Below are 13,785 nucleotides of genomic sequence, written 5' to 3'. Positions count from 1 at the left end.
ATCCCCGTGCCCATCACCCCCGAGACCTGCGACCGGCTGACCGCCGGCGTGGCCCGCATCGTCCGCACCGGGCGCCACCTGAGCGCCCGGGCCGCCGACGCCGTCTACGGTGACCTGCCGTCCTTCGGCTGGGCGCTGCTCGTGCCCCTGGAGCAGGACGGCGAGCAGCGCTGCAGCGCCCTGGCCGCGCGCGCCGGCATCGACGTCTCCGTGGCGAGCCGGCAGCTGGCCGCCCTCGAGCGCTCCGGCTACGTCGAGCGCCGTCCCGACCCCGACGACGGGCGGGCGAGCCTGCTCCACCTCACCGAGGCCGGCGCCGCCGCCCTCGCCGGCACCCGCGCGGCGCGCTCGGAGTGGGCGACGACCGCCCTGGCCGCCTGGGGCGAGGACGACGCGCAGCAGCTGAGCGCGTTCCTCGAGCGCCTGGCGGCCGACCTCGAGCGGTCGGCCGCGTCCCCCGGGCGGGTGGCGTCGTGACCACCTGCCCGCCCCGCTCCCTCGAACCGTCCAGGAGAACCGTGACCAGCACCCTCGAGCCCCGCACCGCCGGAGCCGCTCCCGCCGTCGAGACGGCGCCCGCCGAGCAGCAGGGGCGGATGTCGCACCGGCAGATCCTCGAGGCGCTGTCGGGCATGTTGCTGGCGATGTTCGTGGCGTTCCTGTCCTCGACCGTCGTCTCCAACGCCCTGCCGACGATCATCACCGACCTGCGCGGCACCCAGGGGCAGTACACCTGGGTGGTCACCGCGACCCTGCTGGCGAGCACCGCCAGCACGCCCATCTGGGGCAAGCTCAGCGACCTGTTCAGCAAGAAGCTGCTGATCCAGATCTCGATCGTCGTCTTCATCGTCGGGTCGATGCTGGCCGGTCTCGCGCAGTCGGTGGACACGCTCATCGCCTGGCGCGTGCTGCAGGGCCTCGGGCTCGGCGGCATCCAGGCGCTCGTGCAGATCGCGATGGCGGCGATGATCAGCCCGCGGGAGCGCGGCCGGTACTCCGGCTTCATCGGCGCGGTCATGGCGGTGGCCACCGTCGGCGGCCCGCTGATCGGCGGCGTCCTGGTCGACACCGAGTGGCTCGGCTGGCGGTCGGTGTTCTACGTCGGCGTCCCCTTCGCCGTCGTCGCCCTGGTCCTGCTCCAGCGGACCCTGCACCTGCCGGTCACCAAGCGCCACGTCCGGATCGACTACCTCGGCGCGACGTTCCTGACCGCCGGCGTCTCCGCGCTGCTCATCTGGGTCACCCTCGCCGGCGGGACCTTCGCCTGGTGGTCGCTCGAGACGGCGCTGTTCGTGGCCGGCGGGCTGCTGGCCATCGCGGCCTTCGTCGTCACCGAGCTGCGGGCCGCCGAGCCGATCGTCCCGCTGCGGCTGTTCCGGGACCGGACGACGACGCTGGCGATCGTCGCCAGCATCGCGATCGGTGTGGCCATGTTCGGCTCGTCGGTCTTCCTCGGGCAGTACCTGCAGATCTCCCGCGGCTACTCGCCCACCGCGGCCGGCCTGCTCACCATCCCGATGGTGGCCGGGCTCCTGCTCTCCTCGACCGTCTCGGGCCTGCTCATCACCCGCTCCGGCCGGTGGAAGCGGTTCCTGGTCGCCGGCTCGTTCCTGGTGGTCGCCGGGTTCGGGCTGCTGGCGACGATCGACCACGAGACCGACATGGTGCTGCTCGGGGTCTTCCTGTTCGTCCTCGGCGTCGGTATCGGCATGACGATGCAGAACCTGGTGCTGGCCGTGCAGAACACCGTCGCGGCCCGCGACCTCGGTGCGGCCAGCTCGGCGGTGGCCTTCTTCCGCAGCCTGGGCGGCACGATCGGCGTCTCGGTCCTCGGCGCGGTGCTCAGCTCCCGCGTCGGCGACCTGATCGCGCACGGCCTGGCCGGTGTCCCGGGTGCCGTGCAGGCGGCCGGTTCCGGGGACGTCGGGCTGGCCGACCTCGCCGACGCCCCGCCGGCGATCCGCTCGCTGATCGCGGTCTCCTACGGCGACGCGACCGGCCGGGTCTTCCTGATCTCCGCCGTCATCTCGGTCGTGGCCGTGCTGGCCATCCTCGCCATCCGCGAGGTGGCGCTGCGGACCGAGAGCGGCGAGGAGCGCCTGCGCAGCGGCCGCTGAAACCGACGGACGGCGGCCCGCCCCCTGCGACAGGGAGCGGGCCGCCGTCGTCTGCGCCGGCCCCGTGTCGGGGGCCGGGGCCTGCTAACTCTCCAGGGTCGCGTCCAGCGTGACCTCGTCGACGCCGGCCAGGGCCTTGCTCACCGGGCAGCCGGCCTTGGCGGCCTGGGCGGCCTTCTCGAAGCCGGCGGCGTCGAGCCCCTCCACCTCACCGCGGACGGTGAGCGCGATCTTCGTGATGTGCGGTCCGCCGTCCTTCTGGCCGAGGGTGACGTCGGCGGTGATCTCCAGGGACTGCGGCGTGCCGCCGGCCTTGCCGATCTCGTTGGACAGGGCCATCGCGAAGCAGGACGAGTGGGCCGCCGCGATCAGCTCCTCGGGGCTGGTCGTGCCGCCGGCGTCGTCGGCCGCGCGCTTGGGGAACGAGACCTCGTAGGTGCCGACCTTCGAGCTGGACAGCTCGACCTGGCCGGACCCCTCCTGCAGCGTGCCGTTCCAGGCGGTGCGAGCAGTGCGGGTGGGCATGGCGTTCCTCCTCCTCGGACGGGTGTCGAGGAGCCGCTACCCGGGTCGGTTGTCGGCAACCACCCGGGTGCGCCGGGTCAGTTCTTGTTGACCCGCTCGGTGACCACGTTGAGCTTGGCCCGCAGGTCGGCGAACTCCTCGCGGTCGAGGTCGAGTGCGCAGATGATCTCCCCGGAGATCGACTCGGCCTCCTCCCGCAGCGCCCGGCCCGCGTCGGTGAGGGCGATGGACACCGAGCGCTCGTCCTCCACCCGCCGGTGACGGGTCACCAGGCCGGCGGCGGTGAGCCGCTTGAGCAGCGGCGAGAGCGTGCCGCTGTCCAGGGACAGGCGCGCGCCGAGCTGCCCGACGGTCTGGTTGTCGGTCTCCCAGAGCAGCATCATCACGAGGTACTGCGGGTAGGTCAGCCCGATCGCGTCGAGGAGCGGGCGGTAGCGCGCCGTCATCGCGCGGGACGCGGCGTAGAGCGCGAAGCACAGCTGGTCCTCGAGGACAGCGCTCGGTGCCGGCAGTCGGGTCACGCGCAGGATTCTAGGCCGCTCACCCGGGGGCTACCGGGGGTTGCCCCTGCAGTGACCTCGGAGGAGGGGGTCGTCCGGCTCTTGCGGCGAGGACGCGCAGCCAGGTTGAGTGGAACAGACTCAACTCCGCGTACGTTGGACCAGGCGACAACCCCGGCCGGGTCCCCGGCCGCTCCCGGAGAGGACCGTCCCCACCCACCATGCAGAGCAAGCTCACGACCCGTTCGCAGGAGGCGATCGCGGCCGCCCAGCGGCTGGCGGTCGACCGCGGCCAGGCGGCCCTGGAGCCGCTGCACCTGCTCGTGGCCCTCCTCGAGCAGTCCGACGGCATCGCCGCCCCGCTGCTCAAGGCCGTGGGAGCCGATGCCGCCGACGTCCGTGCCAAGGCCGAGGCCGCCATCCGGCGGATGCCCAGCGTCAGCGGCGCGACCGTGCCCGCACCCTCGCCGTCCCGCGAGCTGCTGCGCGTGCTCAACGCCGCCGGTGAGCAGGCCAGCGCCCTGGGCGACGAGTACGTCTCCACCGAGCACCTCCTGGTCGGCCTCGCCGAGGTCGAGGGGGAGGCCGCCACGGTGCTGAAGAGCGCCGGCGCCACCCGCGACGCGCTCCTGGCCGCCTTCCGCACCGTGCGCGGCAACCGCAAGGTCACCAGCCCCGACCCGGAGGGCACCTTCCAGGCGCTGGAGAAGTACGCCGTCGACCTGACCGCGCGGGCGCGCGAGGGCAAGATCGACCCGGTCGTCGGCCGCGACACCGAGATCCGCCGGGTGGTGCAGGTGCTGTCGCGGCGCACCAAGAACAACCCGGTGCTCATCGGCGAGCCCGGCGTCGGCAAGACGGCGATCGTCGAGGGGCTGGCGCAGCGGATCGTGGCCGGCGACGTCCCGGAGAGCCTCAAGGGCAAGCGGCTCATGGCGCTGGATCTGGCCTCGATGGTGGCCGGCGCGAAGTACCGCGGTGAGTTCGAGGAGCGGCTCAAGGCCGTCCTGCAGGAGATCACCGAGTCCGAGGGTCAGGTCGTCACCTTCATCGACGAGCTGCACACCATCGTCGGTGCGGGCGCGACCGGCGACTCCGCGATGGACGCCGGCAACATGATCAAGCCGATGCTCGCCCGCGGCGAGCTCCGGATGGTCGGCGCGACCACCCTCGACGAGTACCGCGAGCACATCGAGAAGGACCCCGCCCTCGAGCGGCGCTTCCAGCAGGTCTTCGTCGGCGAGCCGAGCGTCGAGGACACCATCGGCATCCTCCGCGGCCTCAAGGAGCGCTACGAGGTGCACCACGGCGTCCGGATCACCGACGCCGCGATCGTCGCCGCCGCCACCCTGTCCGACCGGTACGTCACGGCCCGCTTCCTGCCGGACAAGGCCATCGACCTGGTCGACGAGGCCGCCAGCCGGCTGCGCATGGAGATCGACAGCCGGCCGGTCGAGGTCGACGAGGTCGAGCGCGCCGTCCGCCGGCTGGAGATCGAGGAGATGGCGCTGGCCAAGGAGGACGACCCGTCGTCGGTGGAGCGGCTGGCGGCGCTGCGTGCCGACCTGGCCGACAAGCGCCAGCAGCTCGACGAGCTGACCGCGCGCTGGCAGCAGGACAAGAACGCGATCGTCCGCATCCAGCAGATCAAGGAGGAGCTGGAGCGGGCCCGCCTGGAGGCCGACCGGGCCGAGCGGGACGGTGAGCTGGCCAAGGCCGCCGAGCTGCGCTACGGCCGGCTGCCGCAGCTGGAGAAGGCGCTCGCGGACGCCGAGGCGTCGGTCGCGGGCGGCGACTCCATGCTCAAGGAGGAGGTCGGCCCCGACGACATCGCCGAGGTCGTCCAGGCCTGGACCGGCATCCCCGCGGGCCGGCTGCTCGAGGGCGAGACCCAGAAGCTGCTGCGGATGGAGGACGAGCTCGGCAAGCGGGTCGTCGGCCAGCCGGACGCCGTCCGGGCGGTCTCCGATGCCGTGCGCCGTGCGCGGTCCGGCGTGTCCGACCCCGACCGGCCCACCGGCTCGTTCCTGTTCCTCGGCCCCACCGGCGTGGGCAAGACCGAGCTGGCCAAGGCGCTGGCGGAGTTCCTGTTCGACGACGACCGGGCGATGGTCCGCATCGACATGAGCGAGTACTCCGAGAAGCACTCGGTGGCCCGGCTGGTCGGCGCCCCGCCCGGCTACGTCGGCTACGAGGCCGGCGGCCAGCTGACCGAGGCGGTGCGGCGGCGTCCGTACACGGTGGTCCTGCTCGACGAGGTGGAGAAGGCCCACCCGGACGTCTTCGACGTGCTGCTGCAGGTCCTCGACGACGGCCGGCTCACCGACGGCCAGGGCCGGACGGTGGACTTCCGCAACACCATCCTGATCCTGACGTCGAACCTCGGGTCGCAGATCATCGCCGACCAGTCGCTGCCCGAGGAGCGCCGCCGGGAGGGCGTGCTCGACGTCGTGCGCGTGCACTTCAAGCCCGAGTTCCTCAACCGGCTCGACGACGTCGTGGTCTTCCGCGCGCTGGGCAGCGAGGAGCTGGCCGGCATCGTCGACATCCAGGTGGGCGTGCTCGCCCGCCGGCTGGCGGCCCGCCGGCTGACCCTGCGGGTCACCGACGCCGCCCGGGAGTGGCTGGCCATCAACGGCTTCGACCCGGTCTACGGTGCCCGGCCGCTGCGCCGGCTGGTGCAGTCGGCCATCGGTGACCAGCTGGCCAAGGCGCTGCTCGCCGGCGACATCCGGGACGGCGACGAGGTCGTCGTCGACGCCCCGGAGGACCTCTCCGTCGACGGGCTGACCGTCTCCCGCGGCTGAAGAAGGACCCTCCTGCCCCCCGCCACTCGCGAGCTCGCGGCGGGACCCTGCAGGGGGGCCGGCGCGGAACGTGCCGGAAGGCCCGCCGTCCCTCCCCGGGACGGCGGGCCCGGCGTCGTTCCGGTATCGATGGGCGCCGGAGCCTGGCCTCCCTCCCGGCCGGTGGGTGATCATCGCCGCCGACGCACGGACCGGACAGGGAGCGCAGCAGATGACCTCAGGGCAGGGCGGTCAGGACCCGCAGGGCTGGCAGGGGCAGCCGCCACAGGGCTGGCAGACACCGCCGCAGGGCTGGCAGGCGCCGCCGCCACCCGGGCCGTACGGCTACGCCCCCGCGCCCTCGGCGCCGGGCTGGGAGCCGCCGCCGGCCCCGGAGCGGCCCACGACCGTGCGGGTCGGCGTCGGGGCGTTCATCGCCACGCTGATCCTCGGCCTCATCTCCTCGCTGGTGCAGTTCTCCGACGTCGACAGCCTGGTCGCGGAGACGGTGGCCGTCTCGAACGACCCCGCCCTGACCGAGGACGTCGTCCGGGCCGGGCTGGTCGTCGGCGCCGTGGTCGGCCTGCTGCTCGTGGCGCTCGAGGCGCTGTTCATCTGGTTCGCCTGGCAGGGGCGCAACTGGGCCCGCATCGTGCTCTGGGTGCTCGGCGGCCTGAGCGTGCTCTTCGGCCTGGTCGCCCTGGGCGGGGCCGCAGGCGGCGCCGCGGGCTCCGGGTTCCTCGACTCGCTGTCGGTGATCTCGCTGCTGCTGACCGTCGTCGGGATCGTCGCCCTGGGGATGAAGCCGTCCAACGAGTGGTACACCGCCGTGGGCCGGCGCCGGGCCGCGGGGCTGCGCTGACCGGCACCCCGTCGTCCGCCGGCTGAACCGATCGGGCGGCCCGGAGACCGGTCGCAACCAGCACCGGCCGGGCCGCCCCCATCTCCTCGGCGCCACCGGACCGCACTGCACCCGGGTGCTCGTCACCCGACCCGCGGCGCCGTGCGGGGCGTGGTGCCCGGCGGCCCCGGGCCGGGCGGGGATGATGGCGGCGTCCAGGACGAAGGAGCTCCATCCCCGTGAAGCGCACCCCCTCCCGCCGCGCCCTGCTCGCCGCCGTCGCGGCCCTGGCGGTCCCGCTGGGCGCCTGCGGCTCGGGCGACCCCGCTCCGGCCGGCGACACCGCCGCGGCGGAGCCGACCACCCCTCCGGCGGCCACCACGACGGCGCCGGCCGTGACCGGGCCGGTGGGGCCCGGCTGCGGCGCGCTGCCCGCCGAGGGGGAGGGCAGCACCGCCGGGATGGCCGACGACCCGCTGGCCACGGCGGCGGCCAACAACCCGCTGCTGACGCACTTCACGTTCTTCGTGCAGACCGCCACGCTGGTCGACTCGCTCAACACCACCGAGGACATCACCGTCCTGGCCCCGGTCAACCCGGCGTTCGAGGCGGTGCCGCGGGAGGGGCTCGACACCCTCGTCACCGACACCGCGCGGCTGACCGCCGTCCTCACCCACCACGTCATCGCCGGGCGGCTCGGTCCCGAGGAGCTGGCCGGCACCCACGCCACGCTGGCCGGGGACGAGGTGACCATCGAGGGCTCGGGGCAGGACTTCACGATCGCCGCCGACCAGACCCTGCTCGGCGCGGCGGACGCCACGGTCACCTGCGGCAACATCCCGACGGCGAACGCCACGGTCTACCTCGTCGACCAGGTGCTCGCCCCGGCCGCCTGATCACCGGTTGCGGCGGGCGATGGCGGTGGTCAGCGCGGTGGCGAACGCCGTCCAGGCCGCGTAGGGCGCGAGGGCGGCCGCCGCCGGGCCGCTGACCGCGGCCGCGCGGCGGACCAGGTCAGCGGTGGAGGCGGTGAGGACGGCGGCCTCCGCGGCGGCGGCCCACGGCCGGTGGGCCCGGAAGAACAGCGGCGTCCAGCCGGCGTTGAGGAGCAGGTTCAGCGCGTAGGCGCGGGCGAACGGGCGTCCTGCGTCCCCGGCGCGGGTGAGCACCTCGCCGGCGGCCCAGGCCATCGCGGCGTAGAGCGCGGTCCACACGATGCCGAAGGTCTGCGGCGGCGGGTACCAGGACGGCTTGTCCAGGCGGCGGAACCACCGGCTCCCCGGGTCGGTGGCCAGCCCGCCCAGCACGGCGGCCGCCAGCGGTCCGGCAGCGGCGGCGAGCCGGGTCCGGGGAAGCGCCATGGCCCATGGTGGCCCCTCAGTAGGGTCGGGCGCATGGAAAAGGACCCCGTCCCTCCCCACCCCTCGTCCCCCGGGGCGGGCCCCTGGGGCGGGGCCGCCACCCCGGACCGCGACCGGCTGCTCGAGCTCATCGTCGAGCTCGCCGTGGTGCACGGGCGGGTCACGCTCTCCTCGGGGCGCGAGGCCGACTGGTACATCGACATGCGCCGGCTGACCCTCCACCACGAGGGCGCGCCGCTGGTCGGCCGGGTGATGCGCCAGCTGACCGGCGACCTGCGCTACGACGCCGTCGGCGGGCTCACCCTCGGCGCCGACCCGGTGGCGACGGCGATGCTGCACGCGGCGGCCGCCGGGGAGGGGTTCCTCGACGCCTTCGTGGTCCGCAAGGCGGGCAAGGCGCACGGACTGCAGCGGCGGATCGAGGGCCCCGACGTCGAGGGGCGCGCCGTCCTCGTGGTGGAGGACGTCTCCACCACCGGCTCCAGCCCGCTGACCGCGGTCGAGGCGCTGCAGGAGGCGGGAGCCGAGCCGGTGGCGGTCGCGGTGATCGTCGACCGGGGCGGCCGGGCCGCGGTGGAGGCCGCCGGCCTGGAGTACCGCGCCGCCTACACCCTCGCCGACCTCGGGCTCGACTGAGCGCGCCCCTCACCGGCCGTCCGGTGGCCCGGCCGTACGGTGTGGCGGTGACCACGGTGACGACGGCCTGGGTCGCCGAGCTGGTCGACGTCCTGGGCTCCGACAGCGTCCTGACCGACCCCGACGTCACCGCGTCCTACGCGCGGGACCAGGCCATGCTCGCCGAGTCCGGGACGCCCGCGGCGGTCGTCCTCCCCCGCAGCACCGCCGAGGTGGTCGCGGTTCTGCAGGTGGCGTCGCGGCACGGCGTCCCGGTCGTCCCGCGCGGCGCCGGGTCGGGGCTGGCCGGGGCCAGCAACGCCGTCGACGGCGCGATCACCCTGGTCACCACCCGCATGGACGCCGTGCTGGAGGTGTCCCCGGCCGACCGGCTGGCCGTCGTCCAGCCCGGGGTGGTGAACAAGCAACTGCGCGACGCCGTGGCAAGCGCGGGGCTGTTCTACCCGCCGGACCCCTCCAGCTACGACTGGTGCACCATCGGCGGCAACCTCTCCACGAACTCCGGCGGGCTGTGCTGCGTCAAGTACGGCGTCACCACCGACTACGTGCTCGGCCTGGAGGTGGTGCTCGCCGACGGGCGGGTGCTGCGCACCGGGCGGCGCACCGTGAAGGGCGTCGCCGGGTACGACCTGGCCCGGCTGTTCGTCGGCTCGGAGGGCACCCTCGGCGTCATCACCGAGGCGACGCTGGCGCTGCGCCCCGCGCCGCAGCGGCCGGTCACGCTGGTCGCCACGTTCGCCACCACCGCGCAGACCGGGCAGGTCGTCGAGCGGGTGGTCACCAGCGGCCTGGTGCCCAGCCTGCTCGAGGTCATGGACAACACCTGCATCTGCGCCGTCGACGACCTGCTGCGCGCCGACCTCGACCGCGACGCCCACGCCCTGCTGGTCGCGCAGTCCGACACCGGCGGGGAGGCCGCCGTCCGGGAGATCGAGGCGCTCGCGCAGCTGTGTCGCGACGCCGGGGCCGACCTCGTGCACACCACCGACGACCCGGCGGAGGGCGACCTGCTGCTGGCCGCCCGCCGCATGGCGCTGCCGGCGCTGGAGCGGCTGGGCACACCGCTCGTCGACGACGTCGCCGTGCCGCGCTCGCGGATCGCCGCGTTCATCGACGGCTGCGAGACCATCGCCGGGCAGCGCGGGCTCACCGTCGGCGTCGTGGGGCACGCCGGTGACGGCAACATGCACCCGACGATCTGCTTCGACCCGGCCGACGCCGACCAGCGCGACCGGGCCTTCGCCGCGTTCGACGACATCCTCGAGCTCGGGCTCTCCCTCGGCGGCACGATCACCGGCGAGCACGGTGTCGGCTCGCTCAAGGTCGACTGGCTGGAGCGGGAGATCGGCCCGGTGTCGCTGGCGGTGCACCGCTCGATCAAGGACGCCCTCGACCCGGCCGGGCTGCTCAACCCCGGCACGGTGCTGCGGCGGCGCTGACCGGCGCCCGGGCCGGGGTGACACGCTGACCGCATGAGCGCAGAACGCCTGCTCGTCATCGGTGGGGACGCCGCGGGGATGTCCGCGGCCGCCCAGGCCCGGCGGCTGCGGGGTGCCGCCGACCTCGCGGTCACCGTGCTCGAGCAGGGGGACGAGGTCTCGTACTCGGCGTGCGGCATCCCCTACTGGGTGGGCGACGTCGTCCCCGACCGGGACCGGCTGATCGCGCGCACGCCGCGCGAGTTCGCCGCGCAGGACATCGACGTCCGCACCGGCACGCGGGCCGAGGCGATCGACCTCGACGCCGGCACCGTGCGGACCAGCACCGGCCAGAAGCTCGACTACGACGCGCTGGTCGTCGCCACCGGTGGCCGGCCGCTGCGGCCCTCTGTCCCGGGGCTGGACGCCGACGGCGTGCACGGCGTGCACCGGCTGGCCGACGGCGCCGCCATCCGGGCCGCGGTGGCCGCCGGGGCCCGCCGCGCGGTGGTGCTCGGCGGCGGCTACATCGGCCTGGAGATGGCCGACGTGCTGTCCGCCCGCGGCCTGGCGGTCACCGTCGTCCTCGCCGACCCGCTGCCGATGTCGCTGCTGGACGCCGACATGGGCGAGCGGGTCTGCAAGGCCATGGGGGACATGGGCATCGACGTCCAGCCGAACCAGCCGGTGCGCGAGATCGAGACCGACGCCGACGGGGTGGTCCGCGCGGTGCGCACCGACGCCGGCAGCTACCCCTGCGACCTCGTCGTCCTCGGCCTGGGCATGGGTCCGGAGGTGGAGCTGGCCCGGGACGCCGGGCTGGCCCTGGGCCCGACCGGGGCGATCGACGTCGACCGCACGCAGCGCAGCCGCTCGCACCCGGAGGTGTTCGCCGCGGGGGACTGCGCGCAGACGTTCTCGCGGCTCACCGGCGACCCGGTGCACGTCGCGCTCGGCACGCACGCCAACAAACAGGGCCGCGTGGCCGGGTCGGTGATCGCCGGCCGGCCGGCCCGGTTCGCCGGCGTCCTCGGCACCGCGCTGACCGCCGTCGGGGACCTCGAGATCGGCCGCACCGGGCTGTGCACGACCCAGGCCGAGCAGGCCGGCTACGACGTCCGGACCGAGACGATCGAGAGCACCACCCGCGCCGGCTACCACCCCGGCGCGGAGGCCATCACGGTGAAGCTGGTGAGCGACCGCGACTCCGGCCAGCTGCTCGGCGGGCAGATCGTGGGCGGAGCCGGCAGCGGCAAGCGGATCGACGTCCTGGCCACGGCGATCTGGGCCGGCCTGACGGCGGAGGAGTTCGCCGGCTCCGACCTCTCCTACGCCCCGCCGTTCTCCCCGGTCCACGACCCCGTCCTGGTCGCCGCCCGGGTGGCCAGCCGGTCGGAGCGGGGATGACGGCCGCCGAGGACGTCCGGGGCGCCGACTGGTACGGCGAGGACCTCTCCGGGCAGGAGCGCACCGGCGTCGTCCTCGGTGACGTCGACCTGTCCGAGACCACCGCCGAGGGGCTGGTCTTCACCGACTGCGAGTTCCGCGACTGCCGGTTCACCGTCGCCCGGTACACCGGCGCGGTGTTCGTGAACTGCACGTTCACCGGCTGCTCGTTCTTCGACGCCGACCTCACCGACTGCAAGCTGGTCGGTTCGCGGTTCGAGCGGTGCACGTTCGACCTGCTCACCGTGACCGGCGGCGACTGGTCGTTCGTCGCCCTGCGGGAGGCGGACCTGCGCCGGGCGGCGATCACCGGCGCCCGGATGCGGGAGGCCGACCTGACCGGTGTCCGTGCCGGCGGTGCGACGCTGACGCACCTGGACCTCTCCGCCGCCGACCTCGACGGCGCCGACCTGTCCGGCGCGGACCTGCGCGGCAGCGACTTGTCGGCGGTCGACCCGCGGCGGGTCGAGCTGGCCGGAGCGCGGGTCGACCTCGTCCAGGCCGTCACGCTGGTGACCGCGCTGGGCCTGCGCGTGGAGCCCGCCACAGGGGAGTAGCGGGTGTCGCCGCGCGGAGCGGCGGCGGGATACTGGCCGCCGAGCAAGCGCCGTCCCCGACGCAGAGGAGTGCCTCGCATGCCCATCGCGACCCCAGAGGTCTACGCCGACATGATCAGCCGGGCCAAGGAGGGGGGCTTCGCCTACCCGGCGATCAACTGCACCTCCTCGGAGACGGTCAACGCGGCCCTGCGCGGCTTCGCCGACGCCGGCAGCGACGGCATCATCCAGTTCTCCACCGGTGGCGCGGAGTTCGCCTCGGGCACCCGGGTGAAGGACATGGTGACCGGCGCCGTCGCGCTGGCCGAGTTCGCCCACGTCGTCGCTGAGAAGTACCCGGTCAACGTCGCGCTGCACACGGACCACTGCCCCAAGGACAAGCTGGACTCCTACGTGCGGCCGCTGATCGCGCTGTCGAAGGACCGGGTGGACGCCGGCCAGGCGCCGCTGTTCCAGTCGCACATGTGGGACGGCTCGGCCATCGACCTGGAGGAGAACCTCCAGATCGCCGAGGAGCTGCTCGAGAGGACCGCGGCGGCCAAGATCGTCCTCGAGCTGGAGATCGGCGTCGTCGGCGGCGAGGAGGACGGCGTCGCGCACGAGATCAACGAGAAGCTCTACACCGCCCCCGGCGACTTCGTGGCCACCGCCAAGGCGCTCGGCCTCGGGGAGCGCGGCGTCTACCTGCTGGCGGCGACCTTCGGCAACGTCCACGGCGTCTACAAGCCGGGCAACGTCAAGCTGCGCCCGGAGGTCCTCAAGCAGGGCCAGGACGTCGTGTCGCAGGACTTCGGCCTCGGCGACGGCGCCAAGCCGTTCAACTTCGTCTTCCACGGCGGGTCCGGCTCGCTGCAGTCGGAGATCCGCGAGGCGCTGTCCTACGGCGTGGTGAAGATGAACGTCGACACCGACACCCAGTACGCCTTCACCCGCCCCGTCGCCGGCCACATGTTCACCAACTACGACGGCGTCCTGAAGGTCGACGGCGAGGTCGGCAACAAGAAGACCTACGACCCGCGCACCTACATGAAGCTGGCCGAGACCAACATGGCCGCGCGCGTCGTCGAGGCGTGCGAGGACCTGCTGTCGGCCGGCCAGTCGCAGGGCGCCTGATGGGCCACCCACACGTCAACCTGCTCGGCGAGCCCCCGGCGACGCTGCTGCCGGCGAACCCCGAGGCCGACGCCGAGCTGGCCGAGGGCACCCCGGCGGCCGAGGTCGCGGCCCGGCACCCGACGGTGAGCGCGGCGTGGGCGGCGCTGGGCGAGGAGGCCCTCGACCGCCCGGAGCGCCAGCTGCGGGACACGATCGAGGCCTACGCCTACGCCCGCACCGGCTACCACCGCGGGCTGGACGCGCTGCGCCGCAACGGCTGGAAGGGGTACGGCCCGGTGCCGTGGTCGCACGAGCCCAACCGCGGCTTCCTGCGCTGCGTGACGGTGCTGGCCCGGGCCGCGGAGGCCATCGGCGAGACCGCGGAGCAGGAGCGGCTCACCGAGCTGCTGCGCGACTGCGACCCGAACCTCGCGCCCTGACGCCCGGGAGGGGCGGGGACGGCCGTCTCTGCCCCTCCCGGCCGTCTCCGCCCCTCCCTGGCG

Annotated in this window: 14 protein-coding genes; 11 read left to right on the top strand and 3 right to left on the bottom strand. The window is 74.2% G+C overall.

Translation table 11 applies throughout. The annotated features are described in order from the left end of the window. Window positions 1–6 precede the first annotated feature (6 nt). Window positions 7–477, top strand: a complete 471-nt coding sequence (locus tag ACI79D_RS01075) for a MarR family winged helix-turn-helix transcriptional regulator (RefSeq protein WP_456916436.1) — start codon at window positions 7–9, stop codon at window positions 475–477. A gap of 41 nt (window positions 478–518) precedes the next feature. Beyond that, window positions 519–2,117, top strand: a complete 1,599-nt coding sequence (locus tag ACI79D_RS01070; protein WP_456916435.1) for an MDR family MFS transporter — start codon at window positions 519–521, stop codon at window positions 2,115–2,117. 84 nt (window positions 2,118–2,201) lie between these two features. Here the strand turns inward: ACI79D_RS01070 and ACI79D_RS01065 are convergent, their stop codons facing one another. Both ACI79D_RS01065 and ACI79D_RS01060 read right to left on the bottom strand, forming a co-directional pair. Further along, complete coding sequence (locus ACI79D_RS01065; RefSeq protein WP_456916434.1) at window positions 2,202–2,642, bottom strand: OsmC family protein; 441 nt, start codon at window positions 2,640–2,642, stop codon at window positions 2,202–2,204. Window positions 2,643–2,719: 77 nt separating this feature from the next. Next, entirely contained in the window at window positions 2,720–3,163 is a 444-nt protein-coding gene (locus ACI79D_RS01060) for a MarR family winged helix-turn-helix transcriptional regulator (protein ID WP_456916433.1), read from the bottom strand. Between the two features lie 200 nt (window positions 3,164–3,363). Between ACI79D_RS01060 and clpB the strand changes: the two genes are divergently transcribed. The 3 genes from clpB to ACI79D_RS01045 all read left to right on the top strand — a co-directional run bounded on the left by clpB (window position 3,364) and on the right by ACI79D_RS01045 (window position 7,665). Beyond that, window positions 3,364–5,949, top strand: a complete 2,586-nt coding sequence (gene clpB / locus ACI79D_RS01055; protein ID WP_456916432.1) for an ATP-dependent chaperone ClpB — start codon at window positions 3,364–3,366, stop codon at window positions 5,947–5,949. A 211-nt stretch (window positions 5,950–6,160) separates the two neighbouring features. After that, the gene (locus tag ACI79D_RS01050; protein ID WP_456916431.1) at window positions 6,161–6,790 is read left to right on the top strand and encodes a hypothetical protein; all 630 of its coding nucleotides are present in this window, start codon (window positions 6,161–6,163) and stop codon (window positions 6,788–6,790) included. A gap of 218 nt (window positions 6,791–7,008) precedes the next feature. Continuing rightward, window positions 7,009–7,665, top strand: coding sequence for a fasciclin domain-containing protein (locus ACI79D_RS01045; protein ID WP_456916430.1), 657 nt, complete (start codon window positions 7,009–7,011; stop codon window positions 7,663–7,665). Here the strand turns inward: ACI79D_RS01045 and ACI79D_RS01040 are convergent, their stop codons facing one another. Continuing rightward, window positions 7,666–8,130 (bottom strand): TspO/MBR family protein, encoded by a 465-nt coding sequence (locus ACI79D_RS01040; RefSeq protein WP_456916429.1) that lies wholly within the window; start codon window positions 8,128–8,130, stop codon window positions 7,666–7,668. 33 nt (window positions 8,131–8,163) lie between these two features. On the opposite strand from ACI79D_RS01040, the gene pyrE reads away from it, so the two are divergent. From pyrE to ACI79D_RS01010, 6 genes are all read left to right on the top strand, one after another. Further along, window positions 8,164–8,766, top strand: a complete 603-nt coding sequence (pyrE, locus tag ACI79D_RS01035) for an orotate phosphoribosyltransferase (RefSeq protein WP_456916428.1) — start codon at window positions 8,164–8,166, stop codon at window positions 8,764–8,766. Window positions 8,767–8,813: 47 nt separating this feature from the next. After that, window positions 8,814–10,205 (top strand): FAD-binding oxidoreductase, encoded by a 1,392-nt coding sequence (locus ACI79D_RS01030; RefSeq protein WP_456916427.1) that lies wholly within the window; start codon window positions 8,814–8,816, stop codon window positions 10,203–10,205. A 33-nt stretch (window positions 10,206–10,238) separates the two neighbouring features. Beyond that, a complete protein-coding gene (locus tag ACI79D_RS01025; protein ID WP_456916426.1) occupies window positions 10,239–11,591 on the top strand; it encodes an FAD-dependent oxidoreductase in 1,353 nt (450 codons plus the stop codon). Further along, window positions 11,588–12,187, top strand: coding sequence for a pentapeptide repeat-containing protein (locus ACI79D_RS01020; protein ID WP_456916425.1), 600 nt, complete (start codon window positions 11,588–11,590; stop codon window positions 12,185–12,187). Before ACI79D_RS01025 ends, ACI79D_RS01020 begins: the two co-directional genes overlap by 4 nt. 78 nt (window positions 12,188–12,265) lie before the next feature. Continuing rightward, window positions 12,266–13,300: a class II fructose-bisphosphate aldolase gene (gene fbaA, locus ACI79D_RS01015; RefSeq protein ID WP_456916424.1), complete on the top strand. Its 1,035-nt coding sequence runs from the start codon at window positions 12,266–12,268 to the stop codon at window positions 13,298–13,300. Next, a complete protein-coding gene (locus ACI79D_RS01010) occupies window positions 13,300–13,722 on the top strand; it encodes a DUF3151 domain-containing protein (protein ID WP_456916423.1) in 423 nt (140 codons plus the stop codon). Before fbaA ends, ACI79D_RS01010 begins: the two co-directional genes overlap by 1 nt. Window positions 13,723–13,785: the final 63 nt, after the last annotated feature.

It is taken from the genome of Geodermatophilus sp. SYSU D00708 (assembly GCF_054050115.1).
The sequence above is the reverse complement of the archived record's forward strand: the minus strand, read 5'-3'. Positions and strand labels throughout refer to the sequence as shown.